Raw genomic sequence first — 24,597 nt, 5'->3', positions numbered from 1 at the left:
GCTGCTAACGACAAAAACCTGACAGCTATAAGCCATCAGGTTTTATGGAATCGAATAGAGTGGATAATCGGTTCATCAATCTCGAGCCATTTGCGAACGATAGAGCCGAAAATCTGCGTGGACCCCGACGTATAGAAATGATGCACCGGCGGCTGGCTCGATTCAGCGAACTGCTTTTTATAGCTCAGATAACGCTTGACGTCTTTAGCCGTTTCTTCTGCCGATGACAGTACGTTCACCGTGTCGCCAAGAACTTCTTCGATAAATCCCTGCAGCAAAGGGTAATGCGTGCAGCCCAAAATCGCCGTATCAAACCCTTCGTAAGCAATTGATGCTAATGTATCCTGGACGATCCGATGAGCAAACTCTCCCTCGTATTCATCACTCTCTACTAAAGGGACAAAACGTGGGCATGCCAACTGCACGACATGTGCAGAAGAAACAAGCGACAAAATTGCTTTTTCGTAGGCACCGCTTTGAACCGTTCCAAACGTTCCCAAAACGGCGATTTTTTTCGTTGTTGAAGATTTGATCGCGGCCCGTGCCCCTGGGAAAATAACTCCGATCACAGGAATCGGCAGCTTTTTCTGCAAAGAATACAGCGCAGCTGCTGTTGCGGTATTGCAGGCGATGACCAGCATTTTTATGTTTTTTTTCATCAGTGCTTTAGCCATTTGCCATGTATAAGTCCGAACTTCCGAAAGCGGACGCGGGCCATAAGGGCATCTGGCGTTATCACCGATATAGTAAATCTGCTCATTCGGCAATAGTTTCATGATTTCTTTTGCGACGGTAAGTCCACCGACTCCCGAATCAATTACTCCGATTGGCGCATTCAACGTCATCGCCTCTATCCTATTTCATGTTTGTGTGCAACTTCTCAAGCAAAGCTCCAAACTGCTCTGCTTCGTCTTTGGTAAAATCCGCTAGTACGGTCTTTAAATATTCCTGACGCTTCTGGATAACTTCTTCAATGACCCGTTCGCCTTCTTTCAACAATTTAATCCGCACGACACGACGATCCTGCTCTTCGCGGATGCGGACCACCAACTCGTTTTTCTCCATGCGGTCAACCAAATCGGTTGTGGTGCTGAACGCCAGATACATTTTGTTCGACAAATCGCCGATTGTCATGTCTCCATGTTCAAACAACCATTGCAACGCGACGAATTGAGGAGGTGTAATCGTGTAGGAATTTAAAATTTCCCGTCCCTTTTGCTTGATGATTCCGGAAATATAACGCAGTTCCTTCTCCATAAAGGCGATGCGTTCTAACTCATGGCTGATGCTTTGCTTGTCATCATTCATTACTAGTTACCACTCCTTGAAAACCTATCTTATTTCTATAGTGAAGGTTTTTTATTGATATAGCAAGAACTCACTTATTTTTTTGCAGTTGCCAATTGCTCTGAGCGTAGCATTTCGATATCTTGCTCTGTCCAAGGATAGCCTTTTCCAGTCTGTTTTGAAATCTGGACAATTGCCCCTCTGCCGGTAAAACAGGTTTCTGCTTTTTCGTTGACCGTCCAGTAATGGACATCGACGGAAGAAGTGCCGACCCGTGAAATTTTGACGTGAACGTCCAGTTTTTCATCAAAAAAGACTTGCTGGACAAAATCTACCTGCATATCGGCTACAACCGGAAACAGCTCACTGCCATCTTCTAGCCAGCGCTGCATCAGTCCCATCTCTTTCATAAACTCAATTCGTGCAAATTCAAAATAAGCAATCGGTACCGTATTATTGACATGACCAAACATATCGGTTTCAGAAAAACGGACTTGAACTGGGGCAGAAAAGAAAAATTCCTGCTTCCACTCCTCAAAATTTTCAATGTAATTTGCTTTCATGGTAACCTCCGATAAATTGATTTGATAAGGTGGATACTTTTTCTTTTCGCGTCGCTTTGGATAGAGCAAAGACCATTGCTCTTGCGCAAGTTCATCGTCAAGGAGATAGAAAAAATACAACTGTCTTCTAGCTTTACCTGGCCCTCGAGGACGACGACTCTAAAAAAAGTAACAGGTCATCGGGTTTCTGCATTTTCCCCGCTTATTTGATTTGCTTTCTAACAGCATGACAATTTAAAAGAAAGAGCGCAAGCCCACGGAAAGCGTCTGCCTGGAGCAATCCCTTCTTTAGTACCACTTACTTCAGTCAAACTCTACTTGTCTATTTCATTGTATTAGTATACCAAAAAAGATGCAGAAGAGCAGGCATTTTCAAAATTGGACAAATTAAAAACCCCGCCGCAACGGGGTTTTTTGTAAATACTAGTCAACCATTCTGTCGCTTCCGAAGAAGTTACGGAACATTTGAACAGTTGTATCGCGGTTCAATGCTGCGATCGAAGTTGTCAAAGGAATTCCTTTTGGACAAGATTCAACACAGTTTTGAGAGTTCCCGCAACCTGCTAATCCACCTTCATCCATGATTGCGTTCAAACGTGCATCGCGGTTCATAGCGCCCGTTGGATGAGCGTTCATCAAACGAACTTGTGAAAGTGCTGCAGGTCCGATGAAATCGGATTTATCGTTAACGTTCGGGCATGCTTCAAGACATACGCCGCAAGTCATGCATTTAGATAGTTCGTAAGCCCATTGGCGCTTGCGCTCAGGCATACGTGGTCCATCTCCAAGATCATGTGTACCATCGATTGGCACCCATGCTTTAACTTTCTTCAACGAGTCAAACATCCGGCTGCGGTCAATGACAAGGTCACGGACAACAGGGAATGTCTTCATCGGCTGAAGACGGATTGGCTGTTCTAATTGATCGACCAAAGCTGTACACGATTGACGCGCTTTGCCGTTGATAACCATTGAGCATGCGCCACAAACCTCTTCTAGACAGTTCATGTCCCAGTTTACAGGAGTGGTTTTTTTCCCTTCAATGTTGACAGGGTTACGTCGAATTTCCATCAATGCCGAAATGACATTCATGTTCATAACATATGGCAACTCGAACTTTTCCCAATACGAATCTTCATCCGTAGAGTTTCTGCGTTCGATTTCAAATATAACCGTTTTTGCTGCTTCACCCATGGTAAATTAGCTCCCTTCTATGATTATGCTTTTGCAGAATAATCACGTTTACGCGGTGGAATCAGCGATGTGTCGACTTCTTCATAATGGAAGATAGGTGCATCAAAGCCATTGAATTTCGCCATCGTCGTTTTCAGGTATTCCTCGTCATTACGTTCCGGGAAATCCGGTTTGTAATGCGCTCCGCGACTTTCGTTCCGGTTGAGTGCCCCGATCGTGATTGCTCGTGCTAAATGTAGCATATTTCGCAATTGACGTGTAAACATTGCGCCTTGGTTGCTCCAAAGCTGCGTATCGGTGATGCTGATATGGTTGAAACGTTCAAGAAGTTCTTGTATTTTTTTATCCGTCTTCTCTAAACGATCGTTATAGCGTACCACTGTAACATTGTCCGTCATCCATTCGCCCAATTCCTTATGGAGAACATAAGCGTTTTCTGTGCCGTCCAATGCCAAAATCTCTTCCCAAATGCGCTGTTCTTTTGCTTCATGCTGTTCGTAAATCGCTGAAGGAAGATCTTCCGCTAGTACATCAAGACCGTTTACGTATTCAAGAGCGTTAGGTCCTGCGACCATTCCGCCGTAAATTGCTGACAACAATGAGTTTGCACCCAGACGATTACCACCGTGCTGAGAATAATCACATTCACCCGCAGCCAAAACGCCAGGAATGCTTGTCATTTGATGATCATCAACCCATAGTCCACCCATTGAGTAATGGACAGCAGGGAAGATTTTCATTGGTACTTTACGGGGATCATCACCTGTGAATTTCTCATAGATCTCGATGATTCCACCGAGTTTGATGTCAAGTTCCTTAGGATCTTTATGTGAAAGATCAAGGTAGACCATGTTCTCGCCGTTAATACCGAGCTTCTGGTTAACGCAGACATCAAAGATTTCACGCGTTGCAATATCACGTGGAACCAGGTTTCCGTAAGCCGGATACTTTTCTTCAAGGAAATACCAAGGCTTGCCGTCTTTATACGTCCAAATGCGTCCGCCTTCTCCACGAGCCGACTCTGACATTAAGCGCAGTTTATCGTCTCCTGGAATCGCTGTCGGGTGAATTTGGATAAATTCGCCGTTCGCGTAGTATGCGCCTTGCTGATAGACGATAGAAGCCGCTGACCCTGTATTAATAACAGAGTTCGTCGATTTCCCGAAAATAATCCCTGGTCCGCCGGTTGCCATGATAACAGCATCTGCACGGAACGATTTAATTTCCATTGTCGTCATATTTTGAGCTGTAATTCCTTTGCTTACGCCCTGCTCGTCAAGAACAAGACCAAGGAATTCCCAACCTTCGTATTTTGTAATCAGTCCGCTTACTTCGTAGCGGCGGACTTGCTCATCCAATGCATATAATAATTGCTGCCCAGTTGTAGCTCCAGCAAATGCTGTTCTATGGTACATTGTTCCACCAAAACGACGGAAATCTAGAAGACCTTCCGGCGTACGGTTAAACATAACGCCCATACGATCGAACATACGGATAATTCCTGGTGCTGCATCCGCCATTGCTTTTACAGGGCGCTGATTCGCTAGAAAGTCGCCACCGTAAACCGTGTCGTCAAAGTGGATGTCCGGAGAATCCCCTTCACCCTTTGTATTAACCGCACCATTGATCCCACCTTGTGCACATACTGAGTGGGACCGTTTAACGGGAACGATTGAGAATAAATCGACCGGAGCGCCTGCCTCTGCAACTTTAATTGATGCCATTAAGCCGGCAAGGCCGCCACCGACGATAGAAATTTTGCCCTTTGCCATGTTAGTATTCACTCCTCTTTTAGTTCACCAATAATTGAGTCATTCTCAAACGAATGCAAACAATGCTCTGATACCAATAATCGATAATACAATAAATACTAGAAGTGTGAAATAAGTTGTATATCGCTGTGCTGTCGCGGATTGTGTAATTCCCCAAGTAACAAGGAAAGACCAAAGTCCATTTGCAAAGTGGAAAGTTGCTGCTAGAACACCAACGATGTAGAATGCCATCATCCAAGGATTATCCAGGATATTTGCCATCATGTTGAAATCAGCTTCAGCAGCTGCTCCGATTGCGACCTGGAATCTTGTTTCAAAGATGTGCCAAGCGATGAAGACTACCAGGAAGACTCCCGTATAGCGCTGTGCAACAAACAACATATTGCGCATATAGCTATAATGCCCAGGATTGTTCTTCGAAGTAAACGCTATGTATAGGCCATAGAACGCGTGGTACATAATCGGCAAGTAAATGACAAATATCTCCAGGAAAATAACGAATGGAAGATTCGCTAAAAAGTGAGATGCAGTATTAAATGCCTCTTCTCCTTGTGTAGCAAAATGGTTGACGATTAAGTGCTGTGTTAAGAATATGCCAATAGGAATAATTCCCAACAATGAGTGCAGCCTACGCATTAAAAATTCACGATTGTTATTCAAAATTTTACCCCCCTCAAAACATTAATTGGCAGCGTCCAGAGCAGGCAATATATTGCAAAAGCAACTGAAGCCGCACACCATCATGATACAATAATATGACATATTTATTGTACTCCCACCCTCTTGGAGCGTCAAGGCAACGAAACTCTTTTAAACAGATAGTTACCAAGCATTTAGAGGGTACGGGACGCCCTATCACTAGCAAAACACATTGGAATGTAACCGTTTTAATAGAATCTTACTAAAAAGCGATTCTCTAATTGAGAATCGCTTTTTATGTCTAAACTGTCCTATTCTACTGCCGCATGTATTATTGTAATATTGCCATTGAGAATTTGAACGTTTTGTGAATATTTTCACGAACCGTCATTTTAACTGTAGATGAGCATTCCTCAGCTTAGCTAAACTTCAGAAAGTCCGTACGCCTCGTGCAACGCATTTGCCGACTTGTTCATATCTACTTCCGGCACAACCACCGAAATTTTAATCTCTGAGGTACTGACCATTTTCACTTGAATCTCTTCACTTCTTAGTACATCGAACATCCGTGCCGCTACTCCAGGATTCGATACCATGCCAGAGCCGACAATCGACACTTTCGACAAACCTACTTCAACATTCAGCGACAAGAAGCCAATTTCTTCTTTGGCTTCTATCAAGACACGGCGTGTTTCTTCAAGGCTTTCCTGGCTGATGGAAAAAGACACGGATGGTGGAAATTCATCGCTAATGCTTTGGACGATAATGTCTACGTCTATCTGATGTTCAGCAAGCTTTGTAAAAATATTAGCCAAGGATCCGTTAAATGGCTTTTTATAGGTTACGGTTACACGTGCGATTCCTGTTTCAAACGCGACGCCTCTGACGATTAAGTTTTTCTCCACAGTGATCACCTCTTGTATGATTGTGCCAGGCTCATCTGAATAACTCGCTCTGACGGATAATGGAACATGATTGTTTTTTGCAAACTCGACCGCCCGTGGGTGCAAGACACCCGCACCCAAATTAGCGAGTTCCAGCATTTCATCATAAGAAATTTGTTGTAGCTTGCGAGCACCTGTGACATGTCGTGGATCGGATGTATAGACGCCGTTGACATCTGTGTAGATCTCACATTTCTCCGCTTTCAAAGCAGCGGCAAGCGCAACAGCCGTCGTATCGGATCCGCCCCTGCCAAGCGTTGTGATATTGCCAATTTTATCGACTCCTTGAAAGCCAGCAACAACGCAAAAATAGCCATTTTCTAGTACACGTTCAAGGCGCTCGGTATGGATCTTTTCGATACGGGCATTGCGCGGCACGGATTCAGTTTCAATTCCCGCCTGCCAGCCGGTAAAAGACAATGCTTCATGACCTAGCTTTTTAAAAGCCATTGCCAATAAAGAAATGGTGACTTGCTCCCCAGTTGCTAGTAACATATCCATTTCTCGCTTTGGTGGCTCTGAAGAAATTTCTCCTGCTAGTCCGAGCAGGGTGTCAGTCGTCTTGCCCATTGCCGAAACAACAATGACGACGCGTTTCCTCTGTTCTTTTTCACGAATGGCCCTCTTCGCTACACTAATGATTTTTTCTGGAGTCGCGACAGACGTCCCTCCAAACTTCATGACGATCGTTTTCATTCCATTCACTCCCACATTCAGTATGTGGCCCTCAAAATGGCTGACCATGATGCCTTAAAGACAACATAGCCAGACACAAAAAGAGGTGGTTTACCGCAACCGCGGCAAACCACCTCTTTTGTCATGCACGAAAAACGCCCATGTGAGATAGCCCTCCAGAGATTGACTCTGACAGCTCTGCACCTCTTAAATGCAGAACCAGCATGCGCTATAGCAGTTACAGGCACACTTCGGCGACCGCCCCTTTCACCATTCGTCTCAGATTCTGCAAATCTCCGAATGCTTACTATTGACGTTCGCACCTCTATCATCACTTTTCCAAGTGATCTAAATATTCTTTTACAATAACATGTTATGATTCGCTTGGCAATATATCCTCTGCAAAATATTGTTCAATGGTCAACGCCAGAGCTTTAGGCATGCCGGCCTGTTTGATTTCTTCTACTGAAGCTTCTTTGATTTTTTTGACAGATCCGAAATGCTTTAACAGCTGCTGTTTCCGCTTCGGCCCCACTCCTTCAAGTCCGTCAAGCGCCGATTGAATCGAGTTTTTGCCGCGCAGCTGACGATGGAAGGTTATAACAAAGCGGTGCACTTCATCCTGAATCCGCTGCAACAAGTAAAAAGCTTCACTGGTCCGCTTCAGCGGCACAATTTCAGCCGGAGACCCATATAGCAATTGAGAAGTTTGGTGTTTTGCGTCTTTTGCAAGACCGGCAATCGGAATTGATAATCCCAGTTCATCTTCAAGGATTTCACGCGCTGATTCCATCTGTCCTTTGCCGCCATCAATGACGATTAGGTCAGGCAAAGGCAAGCCATCTTTTAAGACACGCGAGTAACGCCGACGGATAACCTCACGCATTGCCGCATAATCATCAGGCTTGGAAGCATTCCGCGTTTTGTATTTACGGTAATCTTTTTTGGAAGGCTTGCCGTCAATGAACGTAATCATCGCAGACACTGCATCGGCTCCCTGAATGTGCGAGTTATCGAAAGCTTCGATGCGCAACGGTGTTTCGATGTTCATCGCTTCACCCAAGTCTGCACATGCTCCAATCGTCCGTTCTTCCTGCCGCTCCAATAACTGAAATTTTTCCTTAATGGCGATATCAGCATTTTTCTTTGCCAACGCCACCAGGTCCTTTTTCTTTCCGCGCTGTGGAACCAGCACACGCACCCCGAGCCACTCTTTCAGCATATCAGGGTCATCCGCTTCCGGTAGCAGAATTTCACTTGGTTTTACATGGTTGGCTTTTTCATAAAACTGACCGAGATAAGTTAAAAATTCCTCTTCCGGATCTCGGTACAGTGGAAACAGCGAGACGTCACGTTCTATTAATTTGCCTTGGCGCACAAAAAACACTTGCACGCACATCCAGCCTTTGTCGACTGCATAAGCAAAAACGTCACGGTTGGTAAAATCGTTCATCGCCATTTTCTGTTTTTCCATAACAGTCTCAATCATTGAGATTTGATCACGGTATTCCTTAGCCCGTTCAAATTCCAGGTTTTCGGATGCTTGCGACATCTTTTCGACCAATTGATGCTTTACTTCACGGAATCCGCCGTTAAGAAATTTTGTGATGCCGTCGATTAGTTCCTTATAAGTCTCTTTTTCAACCGGCTTAACACAAGGTGCCAGACATTGACCCAGGTGGTAATACAGGCAAACTCGGTCAGGCATCGTGTGACATTTTCGCAACGGATATAGACGGTCCAGTAATTTTTTTGTCTCTGCTGCAGCGTATGCATTCGGATAAGGGCCAAAATATTTTCCTTTATCTTTTTTGACCTGTCTGGTCGTAATCAGCTTCGGATGGCGCTCTCCTGTGATCTTCAGATATGGGTAGCTTTTATCATCCTTCAGCATAATGTTATATTTCGGATCGTATTTCTTGATCAAATTCAATTCGAGAATTAGCGCTTCTTTATCAGAAGACGTGACGATATACTCAAAATCCTCGATTTCATTGACCAAACGCTGTGTTTTTGTGTCGTGACTGCCCGTAAAATAAGAACGCACGCGGTTTTTGAGAACTTTCGCCTTTCCGACATAAATAACGGTATTTTGGCGATCTTTCATCAAATAACAACCTGGTTGATCAGGCAATATTGCCAGTTTGTGTTGAATCAATTCGTTAGCCATTTTTTATCTCACCCTATTAAAAAACCGGGTACCATCACTGGACCCGGTTAAGAATTATGCGTGTTTTTCAACCATTTCAGCTAATGCTTCTTTTGGTCTGAAACCAACCACTTTATCAACTGTCTCTCCGTCTTTTAGAAATAACAAAGTCGGAATTGACATAATGCCGTAATTTCCAGCAGTTTCCTGGTTTTGATCGACATCAACTTTTACGATTTTAACTTTATCGCTCATTTCAGCATCTAACTCTTCCAGCACTGGAGCGATCATTTTACATGGTCCGCACCAAGTTGCCCAAAAATCTACTAAAACGAGTCCTTCTGATACTTCTTGTGAAAAGTTCTGATCTGTACCGTGTACGATTGCCATGAATAATTCCTCCTTATGATTAAACCAAACTATATACAGAGTATAACATGCGTTAAAAACACTAGCCATTTTTTTGCCTACTCCCCAAGTACCCGTTAGGTAGTGGCGTTAAACGGATATTAGCATGCTTTTCGTTTCGGTGAACGCTCTCTCATCTTTAGTCAAGTAGCGTTTTTGTAGATGCTCAGGTGAAAAGAATAGGCAAGGAGCTTAAACTGGTGCTTTCCGTTTTGGCGCTCGCTTCCTGCGGGGTCTCAGTTGTTTCACTATTCCGCAGGAGTCGTCCTGCACTTCAAGCAACCGGCAAGATGAAAACAAAACGAGTCAAGACCTACTAAAAACTACAAATTAAAAACAGGCGAAGAAAATGTGTAATCTCTCTCCACCTGTTTAAGTTTAACAATTTAGCGATTAGACGTTTCTTACCATTACATTACTTTCTTAAATTCTTCTGTCAGCATTGGAATAACTTCGAACAAGTCTCCGACAATGCCGTAATCTGCTACTTTGAAGATGTTTGCCTCTGGATCTTTGTTGATCGCTACGATTACTTTCGAGTTGGACATACCAGCCATATGCTGGATTGCTCCAGAAATACCAGCTGCGATATACAGGTCAGGCGTTACGACTTTACCTGTCTGTCCGATTTGAAGAGAATAATCGCAATAATCCGCGTCACAAGCTCCACGGGATGCACCAACAGCACCGCCAAGAAGATTCGCCAATTCGTGCAATTGCTCGAATCCATCTGCACTCTTAACGCCACGTCCTCCGGCTACAATAACTTTCGCTTCAGAAAGATCGACGCCTTCAGCTGATTTGCGTACTACATTTTTGATGATCGTACGCAGATTCGTGATGTCTACCGACAACGAGCTAACATCGCCGGAACGTTCCTGTTTTTCGAGAGGCGCAATATTGTTCGCGCGCACAGTAATAAAATCGATGCCTTCTTTAAGTTTCACTTTTTCAAATGCTTTACCAGAGAAAATCGGACGGATGAAAACTGCATCAGCGCCTTCGCCTTCAATATCCGTTACATCCGAAATCAGTCCAGCCTGTAATTTAGAAGCGATTTTCGGTGCTAAGTCTTTACCAACTGCTGTATGGCCAAAGACAAGGCCTTCTGGGCTTTCCTGCTCAACAACTGCCATAAATGCCTGGCCATAGCCATCAGATGTGTATGATTTCAAGTGCGGATGCTCAACCGTTATAACACGGTCTGCACCATATGCGATCAATTCAGCGCCAAAATCAGCAACCGAATCCCCGAGTAAAACTCCTACTACTTCTCCGCCGCCAGAAATTTTCTTGGCAGCCGCAATTGCTTCAAATGAGACATTACGCAAAGAGCCTTCACGTGTTTCGCCTAAAACTAATACTTTTTTCGCCATGGTCTGCTTACCCCCTAAGTAGATGTGAAAAATATATGGTATGTTTATTCTCGTTTAGTTAATTGGAAGTGCCCAGCTCTTCGGGTCATAAGTCAACCCAGCTTTGCGGCAAAAATTGACCGCTTTGCTGATCTGTCTTATGCCTGTCAGAGCTGAACGGGCACCTTCGCTTTTCTTTGTCCAGGCTCCGGTGCCCAGCTCTTCGGGTCATAAGTCAACCCAGCTTTGCGGCAAAAATTGACCGCTTTGCTGGTCTGTCTTATGCCTGTCAGAGCTGAACGGGCACCTTCGCTTTTCTTTTTTAATCAGATAACTTTTGCTTCGTTGCGCAGTAGGCCAACCAGTTCTGTTACCTGGTTAGAGATGTCGCCTTCAAGAATACGACCAGCTGCTTTTTTCGGCGGCAGGTAAATTTCGATTGTTTCTGTTTTCGCCTCTACATCGTCTTCTTCGATATCCAAATCGTCCAATTCCAATTCTTCAAGCGGCTTTTTCTTCGCTTTCATGATTCCTGGAAGTGATGGGTAACGCGGCTCGTTTAAGCCCTGCTGAGCCGTTACAAGTAGCGGCAATGACGTTTCCAATTCTTCCGCATCTCCTTCGATATCACGGATGATTGTTACTTTTTCGCCTTCAATGCTCAAGCTAGTGATGGTCGTCACATAGTTGATGCCAAGTAAATCAGCAACTCGGGGTCCGACTTGTCCAGATCCACCGTCAATTGCAACGTTACCAGCTAAAATCAAATCAGCTTCTTTGTCTTTCAAATATTCAGCCAGTATGTACGCAGAAGTAAACTGGTCCATTTCTTCAATATCGTCTTCTGTATTAATCAATACAGCTTTGTCAGCACCCATTGCAAGCGCTGTGCGCAGCTGTTTCTCTGCTTCATCACTACCAATTGTGACGACTGTCACTTCGCCGCCGTGTGCATCACGAACAGTGATTGCTTCTTCAATTGCGTATTCATCGTAAGGATTGATGATGAATTCCGCTCCGTCCTCCTGGATTTGTCCTCCTGAAACGACGATTTTCTCTTCTGTGTCAAACGTACGTTTTACCAATACATAAATGTTCATGAACGTAAACCTCCCAAGTATTATTTCCCTTTAAATTGCGCTTCGCGTTTTTCCAAAAAAGCCTGGATTCCTTCTTTTGCATCTTCTGAAACAAAAACGGTTCCAAAAGATTGAGCTTCTGCATTTACGCCTTCATGATACGACGCATGCTTTGTGTACTGCAACATCTGAATCGCTGCTTTCACAGAAACTGGACTTTTTTTCGCAATCTTGCGGGCGATTGTAAGCGTTTCCGAAAGAAGGTCTTCTTCTGCATAGGCACGGTTAGCCAGGCCATAGTGCGCTGCTTCTGTACCGGAGATTGGATCACTCGTCAACAGCATTTCTGCCGCTTTCGCTGCGCCAACATATCTTGGTAAACGCTGCGTCCCAGCAAATCCGGGGATCAACCCTAATTGAAGCTCCGGTAACCCCAGTTTAGCATTTTCAGTGACAAATCGCATATGGCAACTCATTGCCAATTCCAATCCGCCGCCTAAAGCCGCTCCGTGAATCGCCGCGATAACAGGCTTGTGAAAGGTTTCCACTCGTTCAAAAACTTCCTGGCCGCTCGCTGACAATTTCGAAAATTCTTCTCCGGAAGATACTTTTGTGAATTCCTTGATGTCAGCTCCAGCAGAAAAGAACCTGCCTTCTCCATGCAAGACAATGACACGAACTTCTTCATCATTCTCTACCTGGTCCAACAATTCATCGACTTCTAAAATGAGTGAACGGGACAACGCATTTGCCGGTGGACGATTAATCGTCGCGACTGCTACCCCATCTTCTTTTTTCCAACTGATAAATTCCATCCAATGAGCCCCTCCTTTTAAGCCTGCATGCCTTTTAGCAGCAGACGCTGAACTTGTGGTGCAAGTTCGACCAAATCGTATTTATGGTCGTTCATGACCCACGTGGTTATGGTCTCATCCATTGTACCAAAAACCATCTGTCTGGCTAAACGAATATCCATTGTTCTATCAAATTCTCCATCTTCTATGCCTTTAACCAAAATCTCATCCATCAGCTTTAAATATTCTCGAAGCACATTATTGATCTTTAGCCGGATTTCATGATTTGACTGTCGCAATTCCAGTTGTGTGACAATAGCCAAGTGGGTGTCGCCGGCCAATAGCTCGAAATGACTTTCGATCATTAGCCCCATTTTGGTTGGCGCACTCAAATCACGCGAGATAATTTCTTCCAGCTTGCTAACGAAAACACCCATCTTTTCCTGGAACACAGAAATCAGAATGTCTTCCTTATTTTTGAAATACAAATAAATCGTTCCGTCTGCTACACCTGCCTGTTTGGCGATTTTTGAAACCTGCGCTTGATGATAGCCATTTTCGGCGATGACAATAACTGCCGCATCAATAATTTGCTTATACTTCGGTTTATCTTTTTTTACCACAATGTCACCACCCAAAAAAATACGAAAATATGAATGGCAATTCATTCATATTTTCATATTATAGTTTATTTTATAGAGTGTCAAGTTTTTATCCCACTTACGATGGAACCGCCTTGCTCTGCTTAGCAACCTCTTCATCTACCAGTGAACGGCGCAAAATTTTACCGACTGCTGTTTTTGGCAGTTCTTTCCGAAATTCATAAATGCGTGGTACTTTGAATGAAGCTAACTGTTCCCGGCAATGCGTATTGAGTTCTTCTTCTGTTACAGTATAGCCTTCTTTTAACACAATGTATGCTTTTACCGTTTCTCCGCGATACGGATCGGGTATACCGGCTACCACACATTCCTGAATGGCTTCATGTTCATAAAGCACTTCTTCGATTTCACGCGGGTAAATATTAAAGCCTCCTGCAATAATCATGTCTTTTTTGCGGTCTACGATAAAGAAATGACCTTCGTCATCCATATAGCCTAGGTCTCCAGTCAATAACCAGCCATCAACAATTGTTGCAGCGGTCTCTTCCGGCTTCTTCCAATAGCCTTTCATGACTTGTGGTCCTTTGACGGCAATTTCACCAATCTCACCGTTTGGAACTGTATCCATTGTGCCTGTCTGGAAAATCTTACAATCGGTGTCCGGATACGGCAAGCCGATCGATCCTTTGGTCCGTTCTCCCCATACCAGATTTGAATGAGTTACCGGTGAAGTTTCCGTCAATCCATAACCCTCGACCAATTTCCCGCCGGTTAGCTCTTCGAATTTCTCCTGAACTTCCGCCGGTAGCGGAGCTGAACCGCTCAGGCAAGCTTCAATAGAGGAAAGATCGTATTTTGCGATATTCGGATGATTCATCAAACCGATATACAAGGTTGGTGCACCTGGGAACAAAGTGGGCTTTTGCTTATTGATGGTCTTCAATGCCGTTTCTGGATCGAATTTCGGCAGCAGAACCATTTTATTTCCAAGCATCACGGATAAGATCAATACTGTCGTCAAGCCGTATACGTGGAATAATGGAATGATGCCCATAATCGTCTCTTCGCCTTTTTTACATTTGTACAGCCAGCTGTCACACATCGTGGCATTGGAGATGATGTTTTTATGCGTCAGCATAACGCCTTTCGGAGACCCTGTGGTGCCGCCTGTATATTGCAGCAAAGCCAAATCTTCCTCGAAATTGAAAGGTGTTTCCACAATGGTCGGTTGTGCCGATTTCATGATTTCGGTAAATAGGTGATTGATTCCTCTGTGCTCGACTTTGACAGTCATGCCGTATTGTTTTTTCTGGATAAACGGATAAACCAGATTTTTTGGGAAAGCTAGATAGTCTTTAATGCCAGTCACGATGACATTTTCTAAATCGGTTTCTTTTATTACTTTCGAAATCCTTGGGAACAGAATGTCCAGCGCAATAATGGCTCGTGCACCTGAATCCTTCATCTGATAGGAAATTTCACGCTCCGTATAAAGCGGATTGGTCATGACAACAACGCCGCCAGCATAGAGGATGCCGTAGAAACTGATAACTGCTTGAGGACAATTGGGCAGCATAATTGAAACCCTGTCACCTTTTTTGATGCCTAATTTTTGAAGATAATTAGCGAACTTCATGGACGATTGATACAATTCCTCATAAGAAAGTTCCTTCCCCATGAAATGGATCGCCACTTTTTGTGGGTACTTTTCATAGGCTTTTGTTAAATAATCCTGTACCGGCATGCTTGGATAAGTCAGCGTATGTGGTATTTCCGGTGGATAATGCGCAAGCCAGGGCTTTTCAGTCATTCTTTGTACCTCCTAATTTTTATTAGAATCGTGCGAATATTCCTATTTTTCATTATAGAGAAGAATGTGAACGCTTTCAAACTTTATTTACACAAGTTGCAGTTATTGTTTGAACTATGTACGTAGACCTTAAAAATCCCCCTGTTCCAAGCCGCTTCGGGCGTAGTTCTCGCAAGAGCATGGACGCGCCGGCATTGAGAAATTACTCAATTAACATGAACCTTCATTTCTTCACTACTAAACTAACAGATACGGAGCACAACAGTGGAGCGATATTAAGAAGATCCCGCGGAGAGCGACACAAGAACTGAACGCTTCCCCGTTTGGGTTCCTTGCTTCTTCTGTTTCTCTGTCACCCCATTAGAAAGAGTCCGCCTGCAGCGATTAGGTCAATCCCTGCTAGGTTTAAAAAGATGAGAGTAGCAATCCAAGCGAGTTCACCCTAGTTATTGAATTTACTCAAATAAAAAAAGCCAGCACATAGGCTGGCCGGCTCACTAGAAAATAAACAGGAAAATGATTCCCACAATCACGAAAAGCGCACAAAAAACAAATAAGATTTTAATTAAGTTTTCCACTACATCCAACTCCTATTGAATACTGGCTCCAATGACAAACGACAAACCGACAGAGATGACCATCGAAATTAGGCCGACCGAGCGGTTATCCTGTTCGATTTCGTCATCCACTTTAAACTTAGGCGTCAGGAACTCAAACAGAATATAAGCAAAAATTAGCAAGGTAAAACCGAATAATCCCCACCCAATCATTTCGAATAAGGAATTATGCTGTTCGATGGAAAAGCGAAAAATATTGGTGACGCCAAAAATCTTTCCGCCTGTTGCCATCGCTACCGATAGATTGCCTTTTTTGATTTGTTCCCAGTTATTATATGTCGTCACCATTTCGAAAATGACCATGGCGACGATTAAACACAATACTACCACACTAAAATAGCCGGCCGCCTCAACCAGTGGGTGTGTCCAAAATCCTGTTTCTGTCATGTCTTATACTCCTCTTCGGAAAATCACTTTAATTCGGCGACGGTAACACCAGAACCGCCTTCGCCTGCTTCACCAAAACGGTAGCTTTTCACACGCGGATGTTTTTTAAGGTATTGCTGGACGCCTTGGCGCAATGCGCCGGTACCTTTTCCATGAATGATCGACACTTGATGGTAATTTGATAATAACGCATCGTCCAGGTATTTTTCAACACGGGCAAGTGCATCTTCATACCGTTCACCACGCAAATCAAGCTCCATTTTCACATGACTATCTCGATCTTTCAACGTAGCCATCGTTCGAGTTTCTTTTTGCTTTTCCGGTTTTGTGTAGGACAGATCCGATTCAGGAAGCTTCATCTTCAAAATGCCAATTTGAACAATCCATTCATTTTTGGAGACTTTCTCGACCAATGTCCCTTTCTGTCCGAAGGAAATGACTTTGACTTCGTCGTTCGCCTTCAAGGGTTTTTCTGCATTGTCTTTTGCCGCTTTTTTCAGGATGCGATTTTGAGGCAAGGCATTTTCCAGGCGTTTTTTTGCATCGATCAACTCATGTTCTTTTACTGATGAACTTTGATTGAGCTGCATTTTGCGCAGATCTGATATGACGGCTTCTGCTTCCACCCGTGCCTGACCAACAATTTTCCGCGCCTTTTCTTTCGCTTTTTCTTCCAGTCGTTCTTTTTGCTGCTCGTATTCTTCCAGCTGTTTCGCCAACTCTTTTTTCAGCTGCTCCGATTCGGAAAGAATCTTTTTAGTTTGCTCCGCATCCTGTTCTGCTTCACGACGGCTCTTCTCGAGAGACGCAATCATCGAATCAACCGCTTTGCTATCGGTTCCGGTAAAGCTCTTAGCATGATTGATAATATGCTCCGGCAAACCAAGACGTTTGGAAATCTCGAAAGCATTGCTTCGGCCAGGCACGCCAATCAATAGGCGATACGTTGGACTCAATGTTTCCACATCAAATTCAACGCTGGCATTCGCCACGCCTGGACGGTTATAGCCATATGCTTTTAGTTCGGGATAATGCGTCGTTGCAATAACGCGCGCTCCTCTGCCATGGACTTCATCCAATAGCGAGATGGCCAGTGCTGCCCCTTCCTGAGGATCTGTACCCGCTCCCAATTCATCAAAAATCACCAATGAATTTTCATCGAATTTAGTCAGAATATCAACAATATTGACCATATGAGAAGAAAACGTACTGAGACTTTGCTCAATCGACTGTTCATCACCGATATCCGCAAAAATCTGATCGAATACCGACAATTCCGAGCCGTCGAGTGCAGGCACTGGCAAACCGGATTGAGCCATCAATGTCGATAATCCGACGGTCTTCAAGGTTACTGTCTTCCCGCCGGTATTGGGACCCGTGATGACGATGGCAGTAATGTCTCCACCAAACTCGATATCGTTCGGTACCACTTCATCTTTTGGAATCAACGGATGGCGTGCTTTCTGCAAATTGATATAACCCTCAGTATTCATTGTCGGCTTGGTTCCCTTATGGGCTGCACCGTATTTGGCCTTTGCCAAGATCAAATCAATTTCACCAAGCACTTCAACCAACAGGAAAAGTTCATGAGCCACTTCCTGTACTTGCGCTGACAGCATAAGCAGAATACGATCGATTTCCTCTTTTTCCTTCATTTTCAGACGGCGCACTTCATTGTTAGCCTGAACAACCACATCCGGTTCAATGAAAAGCGTCTGTCCTGAAGAGGACTGATCGTGCACAATACCGCCGTAATGGTTGCGGTATTCCTGTTTGACTGGGATCACAAAACGGTCATTTCGAATAGTCACAATCGAATCCGACAACATTTTTGAAGCATTTTTGCCGCGTACCAGGCTTTCGAGGCGCTCACGGACACGACTTTCCTGAGTCCGTAATTGCTGACGGATAGAACGCAATTCAGAGCTCGCGCTGTCCAACACGCCGCCATTATCATCAATACAAATATTGATGGCATGTTCAAGGACCGTCAGAATTGGCATCGATTCTTTTTTCTCCAAAAAATGCGGAATCTGAATCACCGCTTCTTCTTTGATGGTTTCAAAAAACTGGCGCAAAATGCGGCTCGCTCGGATGGTCGATGAGACCTCCATCAGCTCCATCGGGCTCAGGCTACCACCAATTTGCGCACGTCGTGCGTGGAGGCGGATGTCGAAAATACCACCCATCGGCACATTATTTTTGACACGCAAAACCTGTGCGCCTTCGTCCATCTGTTCCAATAGTCGATTAACTTCGTTAATATCCGTAGATGGCAAAAGCTTGTCTACATGTGCTTTTCCGAGTGATGAAGTGCAATACCGTGCCACTTCATCGCGGATTTTATAAAATTCAAGTGTCCTTAATGCGCGTTCTGCGATCATTTAAGAACCTCCTAACTTTGGATATGTGGTGAATTTTCTATACGTCGATATTCCGCAGAACAACTTTGCTTTCCACGGGCTCGCGCCCAAGCCTCATCAGTCGCTTTGCTCCTTGCGGGGTCTCGGCCGTCTCGCTATTTTGCAGGAGTCTCTGTTGTTCTGCTCCATATCTTAAAGTGTCTTGATCATTTGTTATTTCGACTTCTTAATAAACTCTTTGAATTTTTCAAGTGGCCATGTATTGACGACGGTGTCTTTTTTTAGCCATGCTTTTTGGGCATGCTTAACACCGGTTTCCATAACTTCTAAACCTTCAATAGCATGGGCGTCTGTGTTGATTGCAACCGGAACGCCTTTTTCTTGAGCCATAACGAGGTAAGGGACAGCTAGATCTAGGCGGTACGGACTGGCATTCAATTCAACAATTTTGCCGTATTCTTTCGCCCAATCCAGGATTTGCTCAACATTTGGATCATAACCGTCACGCTGACCGACGATTCTTCCAGTCGGATGCGCAATCATATGGACATTTGGATTTTTCATAGCTGTCAAAATACGTTCCATGATCTGTTCCTGCGGTTGCTGGAAACTTGAATGGATACTGGCAATGACAAAGTCCAGCTGACTCAGCATTTCATCGTCGAAATCCAAGCTAGCATCCGGCAAAATATCCATTTCCGTTCCAGAAAATACTTCAATCGCCGAGTATTGTTCGTTGGTTTCTCGGATCAAGGCATGCTGCTCCCTAAGCCGCTCAGGCGTCAAGCCGTTGGCAACTTTTAAATACTGTGAATGATCGGTGATGACCATGTATTGATAGGATTTCGCTACACAAGCGTCAATCATTTCCTTTAATGAATTGGCACCATCCGACCAAGTGGTGTGCATATGCAAGTCGCCTTTGATATCTTCGATTGTTACCAACTTAGGTAATTCTTCCAGGCGATCGAGTTCGCGTCCGTCTTCACGCACTGATGGAGGAATAAAAGGCAGGCCGAAATGAGCGAAAAAATCCGTTTCAGACGCAAAGGTTGTGACGGTTCCATCTTCTTGTTCTACACCATATTCACTAATTTTCTTGTGTTGTGATTTTGCTAGCTGGCGCATTTTGACATTATGGTCTTTTGATCCGGTAAAATGGTGCAACGCCGTAACAAACTCTTCAGGTGCCACCAAACGGAAATCCACATCAATGGGTTCCAGCACTTCAATAGTCACTGAAACTTTCGTGTCTCCTGATGCTATCGTTTCTTTCACGGGTAATGCTGCCAGCAATTGCTCTTTTACGAGCGCCGGTTCAGCCGTCGCGATGATAAAGTCTAAATCCTTGCTAGTTTCTTTGGTGCGCCGGAAACTTCCTGCTACAGAAAACTCAGTTACTTCAGCGATCGTAATCAAGACGTCTTCGATGAACGCTACGGTTTCTTCCGTTTTCCAGATTGGCTGGCGATCTGGTTTAGTTTCAAAGTCATTCAACTCTTTCAAGATTTTTTCCTCGGATTTCGGACCGAAGCCCGGAAGCTTCTGAATCTCCTGGTTTAAGCAGGCGGTCTTCAAGGCTTCCATCGAGTCAATGCCCAATTCCTTGTACAGCTTGGCGATTTTCTTGCCGCCCATTCCTTGAAGTTTCATCATTGGAACAAGACCTTTCGGCACTTCTTCCTGAAGCTCTTCTAGAACTGTGGACTTGCCGTCGTTGATCAGCTCAAGGATGACTTCGCCTGTCCCTTTGCCGATGCCTTTAAGCTTAGTGACATCCTCAATTTCAGCTAGGCTGCGCTGATCAAGCTCGAGTGCTTGTGCAGCTTTTCGAAATGCCGATACTTTAAAAGGGTTTTCCCCTTTGAGTTCCATATATAACGCAATTTTTTCAAGTGTTCTGATGATAATTTTCTTATTCATCAAAAGCCCTCCTCGTTTCGACTAAAAAAACTTCCCTCGTAAGAGAGAAGTTCCTACTAAATATAAATATACCACCATTCTTTTACTTTCTCAGAGAAATAAGGCGTATGCTCAAGCATAGTCTGGGCTATTCCTGAATTCTCCAACTGGTTCTGCACAACTTCCACAGGGAGCAGGGCGAACACATAGATAAAAATAAACAGTAATATGTAGGCTTCGACAAACCCTAAAACCGCTCCAAAAATTTTGCTGAAAAATCCAAGTACCGGCAAATATTTCAAAAAATCAAACATAGAAGCAATCAATTGCAAAGCAAACTTCACTACGAAGAAAATAAGGGCAAATGCCAATAATTGATAAAAAGTCTGATCTAGATCTAACTGGTCTACGACAAGCGTAAACTGGGAATTTTCGTTTATAGCCGGATAAGGAATCCATAGCACGAAGTATTCAGATAAGGGTTTAAAGTATTTATAGGCCACGACTAGTGCAATAACAAACCCGATCATATGAATCAACTGGACAACAAAGCCTCTTTTGGCGCCCACAATGATACCACCGATCAGTAAGATGATTAAAAGTATATCAAGCATTCACGTCAACCCTTCAGTTTTTTCAATTCATTTTCTAATTGTTCAACTTGCTCTTTCAGTTTAAGATAGTCATGTACCGCATTTGATGCAGTCAAAACGGCAAGCTTCGCCTGATCCAGTGATGGATTCAATGCATTGATCTCTCTCATCTTGCTGTCGACAATCGATGCAACGAGACGCATGTGGCCGGAAGTTTCGGTACCGACCATTTTATAGGTGTTGCCATAGATGTCAACGACCGTGTGAATTTTATGTTGCTCTGACAATGCAATATCCCCCTTTGGAATTCTATAGACCATCATACCATGAACACAAGCCGATTGTGAATCAAAGAAAGGTGACTTACTTATGTCTAACACAGTTCTAAAACTAACGGAAGAACATCTTCTCCAAGTAATTTCACATTACCAAAAAAACAAAATCCAAACCAAAAATCCCTACGCACGATTTAGTGCCAAACTGACCGATACGGTCGTCACCGTCTATACTTCTGGCAAAGTCATGTTTCAAGGCAACGGAGCAGACCGAGAAGCGGCAAAATGGGGAGTTGTCTCGGCTACTGAAAAGACGATCGCTACAAAAGGCGATAAACTGCCCGACGGATTCACCAAGCTCTCGGTCCTTGGATCTGACGAAACTGGCACCGGCGATTTTTTCGGTCCAATTACAGTAGCAGCGTGTTACGTACCAGCCGACAAAGTTGAACTTGCGCGTGAACTCGGCGTTAAAGATTCGAAACAATTGACCGATGACTGGATGCGCCAAGTTGCGCCCGACTTAAGAGCAGCATTCGCGCATAAAGTGCTCACCTTAAAAAACGATAAATATAATAAAGTCCAAGGCCAAGGCTGGTCACAAGGAAAAATCAAAGCCTTGTTGCATAACCAAGCACTTAAACACGTATTAGCGAACATCGCACCTAATAAACCAGACTTTATCTTGATCGACCAATTTGCTGAACGCGGCATCTACTATAAGCACATTAAAGACGAACCCGAAATCATTCGCGAAAACGTTTTGTTTTCTACGAAAGCGGAAGGCCTCCACGTTTCAGTTGCCTGCGCTTCTATCATCGCACGCGTTGCGTTTCTTGAGGAAATGGACCGGATGAGCTTGGAAGCTGGTGTTACTTTGCCTAAGGGTGCTGGGAAGATTGTTGATGAATCGGCTGCGAAAATTATATTGAAGCATGGTGAAGAGTATTTGAAAGGTTTGACGAAGGTGCATTTTGCGAATACGGAGAAGGCGAAAGGATTGGCTGAGAAACGTCAAAGATAAAAAACTGAAAGCCGTGGGCAAATTTGTTCACGGCTTTCTATTTTATCATTTCTTATGAACATATTATTTATAATTGATTAAAGGATCGTCCTCTAATTCCCAAAGTGTCGTTCCAGGATCGGTCGATGTTGTTGGTGTTGTTGGTGTTGTTGGTGTTGTTGGTGGTTGCTCGAATCCCCGGGTAGCACATGGTAAGTTATTTGCAATTGTAGCCCGGTTACCACTCATGGGTTCGAAAGGATTCGTTATTTTTGTAATTGCATTATTAGCTGACACTTTATATACGTCACCTCGAACATAAATATTCATCATTTTATTAGTTTTTGCTGGAATTTGAAAATCATTTGACAAAAAAATATTACCAAAAACATACATATCGTTATTTGAACTTGTACCTTCCAGTTTTTTCGGTAAATATGCATCTTTATATATAACCATATATAATTTATTCTTTGAACTTATGGCATTTTTGACGATCAGATTTTGTCCTACTGCTACACAAGCATGGTTTTGAACATCAATTTCGTCATTGACATACATGTTTTTATCCACTTTCAAAGTTGCACCATTACCTCCACCAACAATTAATTTATTTACAACTAAATTATCTAAAAAATGTAGACCATTTTGTTTCATAGTTATTGTGTTAACATCTGTAAATTTTGTTATGGTTTCATTTATATCTTTACACTTATTTTTCCCGCTGTCTTCACAGTTCTTATGCCAAACAGTTATTTTATCTCCATTTGTTACTGGTTTTGTAGGTACTGTCGGAGTTGGAGTTGAAGGGGGAGTTGTACCATTACCCGGTATTATAGAACCTTTGTTTTTAATAAAATAAGTTGCTGTAACAACTTTTTCAATCCCCAGTCCACCTTTACTTTTACTCGCCACCTTTACTTCCATGTTACCTATTAATTCAATGCATGAAATTCCTGATAAATTCTCCCCTCTCAAATCATATTTCGAAGTATTTTTGCTATCGGTGTTGATAGTTTGTAATAAAAGTTCTATTTTATTGCATTTTAAATTACTTTTATTAGTTAAAACACTTTTTTCTAACACGTTTTGATAATGTAGAAGTCCCATTTCAGCGAGATGACGTGCTTGTACTTGTTCTTCTTTTAAATTAAATTGTTTTGAAGCATTCATATTCATTGTAAGTAAACCTATTCCTAGAATAGTAAATAGAACTACGAGTAGCATAACTAGTAATAATGCGTACCCTCTTTGATTTTTTAAAACCCCCATATTACCCCTCCTTACCTGAGTTTACTAAACGTGGTATCGATCACATAAAACTGACCACTATCATCTGTGATAGTCATTTTAAAATTAGTATCGAATTTCGGATCAATTGTATATGGAGCATAATTATACGTGTACCCTTGTGAAATAGATTCTTCATCTAAAAACAGCGACTTAACACCATCTTCTTCTTTTACTATTAAATTAAATTGATGATTGTCTGACTTTAAATATTCATTCCGTATAACTTCAACTATTAAATTTGCCTCTTGTTGTAATTGTTGTTTTGTAGCGGTTTTAGTTGATGCCGTAGTTCCTGTAGATAAGACATTTACAATGACTGCAACGATAATTCCCACTATGGCTAGTGCAGCAAGTAACTCCACCAAAGTAATTCCGCTTTCATTCCTCATGGCTTTGCCTCAAAATACATTTCCGTTGTAAACTCTGGTTCATTTATTCCGGCACCAGCCGGGGACTTTACGGTAATCGTCGCTAATTTTAAACTTTCTGGACCAGCTTTGACGTTAATAACAATATCGTAGCCATCTTTTTTTAAAGTCGTGTTGCTTTGATAATTGCCAATCCTAACATCGGCTATAACATCCTCGGCTACTTGTACATTCGTCAGTTTCTCATAATTGTGAGCTGTAAACTTTGCCGACTGCGTAAAGAAACTCATCACACTGACGAGCACAATCGCCAAAATCACTACCGCTGCTAGTATCTCCACTAGCGACAATCCTTTTTCATTTTGAATGAGTCTCTTCATAAGAGTACCTCCCGCTATTCATATTAGATAAATACTATCATATTTCAGTTGTTTTGAATTAATAAAGTCCTATAATAAGTAATTTAATTGTATCTTCATACTTAACTAATCAAAAAAGGATGAATCCAATGGATTCATCCTTTTT

General features: G+C 43.2%; 23 protein-coding genes and 1 riboswitch. Of the genes, 1 reads left to right on the top strand and 22 read right to left on the bottom strand.

Features of this window, described 5'->3' with window-relative positions; translation table 11 throughout:
- Positions 1-35 precede the first annotated feature (35 nt).
- The 19 genes from racE to zapA all read right to left on the bottom strand — a co-directional run bounded on the left by racE (position 36) and on the right by zapA (position 21,420).
- Positions 36-839, bottom strand: coding sequence for a glutamate racemase (gene racE, locus BBH88_RS07400; protein ID WP_065537393.1), 804 nt, complete (start codon positions 837-839; stop codon positions 36-38).
- Between the two features lie 16 nt (positions 840-855).
- Positions 856-1,308, bottom strand: coding sequence for a MarR family winged helix-turn-helix transcriptional regulator (locus tag BBH88_RS07395; protein WP_006830971.1), 453 nt, complete (start codon positions 1,306-1,308; stop codon positions 856-858).
- A gap of 74 nt (positions 1,309-1,382) precedes the next feature.
- Entirely contained in the window at positions 1,383-1,850 is a 468-nt protein-coding gene (locus tag BBH88_RS07390; protein ID WP_065537394.1) for an acyl-CoA thioesterase, read from the bottom strand.
- Between the two features lie 423 nt (positions 1,851-2,273).
- Entirely contained in the window at positions 2,274-3,044 is a 771-nt protein-coding gene (gene sdhB / locus BBH88_RS07385) for a succinate dehydrogenase iron-sulfur subunit (RefSeq protein WP_006830973.1), read from the bottom strand.
- 23 nt (positions 3,045-3,067) lie between these two features.
- Positions 3,068-4,816, bottom strand: coding sequence for a succinate dehydrogenase flavoprotein subunit (gene sdhA / locus BBH88_RS07380; RefSeq protein ID WP_006830974.1), 1,749 nt, complete (start codon positions 4,814-4,816; stop codon positions 3,068-3,070).
- 45 nt (positions 4,817-4,861) lie between these two features.
- Positions 4,862-5,476: a succinate dehydrogenase cytochrome b558 subunit gene (locus BBH88_RS07375; RefSeq protein ID WP_006830975.1), complete on the bottom strand. Its 615-nt coding sequence runs from the start codon at positions 5,474-5,476 to the stop codon at positions 4,862-4,864.
- Positions 5,477-5,877: 401 nt separating this feature from the next.
- Positions 5,878-7,095 (bottom strand): aspartate kinase, encoded by a 1,218-nt coding sequence (locus BBH88_RS07370; protein WP_006830976.1) that lies wholly within the window; start codon positions 7,093-7,095, stop codon positions 5,878-5,880.
- A 140-nt stretch (positions 7,096-7,235) separates the two neighbouring features.
- Positions 7,236-7,410: riboswitch (Lysine riboswitch) on the bottom strand.
- Between the two features lie 37 nt (positions 7,411-7,447).
- Positions 7,448-9,244, bottom strand: a complete 1,797-nt coding sequence (uvrC, locus tag BBH88_RS07365) for an excinuclease ABC subunit UvrC (RefSeq protein ID WP_065537051.1) — start codon at positions 9,242-9,244, stop codon at positions 7,448-7,450.
- Positions 9,245-9,298: 54 nt separating this feature from the next.
- On the bottom strand, positions 9,299-9,613 hold the full coding sequence (gene trxA, locus BBH88_RS07360; RefSeq protein WP_006830978.1) for a thioredoxin: 315 nt from the start codon (positions 9,611-9,613) through the stop codon (positions 9,299-9,301).
- Positions 9,614-10,041: 428 nt separating this feature from the next.
- Complete coding sequence (locus BBH88_RS07355) at positions 10,042-11,007, bottom strand: electron transfer flavoprotein subunit alpha/FixB family protein (protein WP_006830979.1); 966 nt, start codon at positions 11,005-11,007, stop codon at positions 10,042-10,044.
- Between the two features lie 305 nt (positions 11,008-11,312).
- Positions 11,313-12,086, bottom strand: coding sequence for an electron transfer flavoprotein subunit beta/FixA family protein (locus BBH88_RS07350; protein WP_006830980.1), 774 nt, complete (start codon positions 12,084-12,086; stop codon positions 11,313-11,315).
- Between the two features lie 20 nt (positions 12,087-12,106).
- Positions 12,107-12,880, bottom strand: coding sequence for an enoyl-CoA hydratase (locus tag BBH88_RS07345; RefSeq protein WP_006830981.1), 774 nt, complete (start codon positions 12,878-12,880; stop codon positions 12,107-12,109).
- Positions 12,881-12,897: 17 nt separating this feature from the next.
- Positions 12,898-13,527, bottom strand: coding sequence for a fatty acid metabolism transcriptional regulator FadR (locus BBH88_RS07340; RefSeq protein WP_065537052.1), 630 nt, complete (start codon positions 13,525-13,527; stop codon positions 12,898-12,900).
- 52 nt (positions 13,528-13,579) lie between these two features.
- On the bottom strand, positions 13,580-15,271 hold the full coding sequence (locus BBH88_RS07335; protein ID WP_006830983.1) for a long-chain-fatty-acid--CoA ligase: 1,692 nt from the start codon (positions 15,269-15,271) through the stop codon (positions 13,580-13,582).
- A 590-nt stretch (positions 15,272-15,861) separates the two neighbouring features.
- On the bottom strand, positions 15,862-16,275 hold the full coding sequence (locus tag BBH88_RS07330; RefSeq protein WP_006830984.1) for a DUF350 domain-containing protein: 414 nt from the start codon (positions 16,273-16,275) through the stop codon (positions 15,862-15,864).
- Between the two features lie 23 nt (positions 16,276-16,298).
- On the bottom strand, positions 16,299-18,659 hold the full coding sequence (locus BBH88_RS07325; RefSeq protein WP_006830985.1) for an endonuclease MutS2: 2,361 nt from the start codon (positions 18,657-18,659) through the stop codon (positions 16,299-16,301).
- Between the two features lie 192 nt (positions 18,660-18,851).
- On the bottom strand, positions 18,852-20,561 hold the full coding sequence (polX, locus tag BBH88_RS07320) for a DNA polymerase/3'-5' exonuclease PolX (protein WP_006830986.1): 1,710 nt from the start codon (positions 20,559-20,561) through the stop codon (positions 18,852-18,854).
- A gap of 56 nt (positions 20,562-20,617) precedes the next feature.
- Entirely contained in the window at positions 20,618-21,154 is a 537-nt protein-coding gene (locus BBH88_RS07315) for a CvpA family protein (RefSeq protein ID WP_006830987.1), read from the bottom strand.
- 5 nt (positions 21,155-21,159) lie between these two features.
- On the bottom strand, positions 21,160-21,420 hold the full coding sequence (gene zapA, locus BBH88_RS07310; protein ID WP_065537053.1) for a cell division protein ZapA: 261 nt from the start codon (positions 21,418-21,420) through the stop codon (positions 21,160-21,162).
- A gap of 82 nt (positions 21,421-21,502) precedes the next feature.
- Between zapA and rnhC the strand changes: the two genes are divergently transcribed.
- A complete protein-coding gene (gene rnhC / locus BBH88_RS07305) occupies positions 21,503-22,432 on the top strand; it encodes a ribonuclease HIII (protein WP_006830989.1) in 930 nt (309 codons plus the stop codon).
- A 63-nt stretch (positions 22,433-22,495) separates the two neighbouring features.
- On the opposite strand, the gene BBH88_RS07300 is transcribed toward rnhC, so the two are convergent.
- From BBH88_RS07300 to BBH88_RS18815, 3 genes are read right to left on the bottom strand one after another with little or no spacing between them, the layout of a single operon-like run.
- A complete protein-coding gene (locus BBH88_RS07300; protein ID WP_006830990.1) occupies positions 22,496-23,683 on the bottom strand; it encodes a hypothetical protein in 1,188 nt (395 codons plus the stop codon).
- 11 nt (positions 23,684-23,694) lie between these two features.
- Complete coding sequence (locus tag BBH88_RS07295; RefSeq protein WP_006830991.1) at positions 23,695-24,093, bottom strand: prepilin-type N-terminal cleavage/methylation domain-containing protein; 399 nt, start codon at positions 24,091-24,093, stop codon at positions 23,695-23,697.
- Positions 24,090-24,452: a type IV pilus modification PilV family protein gene (locus tag BBH88_RS18815; protein ID WP_006830992.1), complete on the bottom strand. Its 363-nt coding sequence runs from the start codon at positions 24,450-24,452 to the stop codon at positions 24,090-24,092. Before BBH88_RS18815 ends, BBH88_RS07295 begins: the two co-directional genes overlap by 4 nt.
- Between the last annotated feature and the right edge of the window lie 145 nt (positions 24,453-24,597).

This window comes from Planococcus antarcticus DSM 14505, from assembly GCF_001687565.2.
Classification (GTDB): domain Bacteria; phylum Bacillota; class Bacilli; order Bacillales_A; family Planococcaceae; genus Planococcus; species Planococcus antarcticus.
This window is presented reverse-complemented; position numbering and strand designations above follow the sequence as displayed.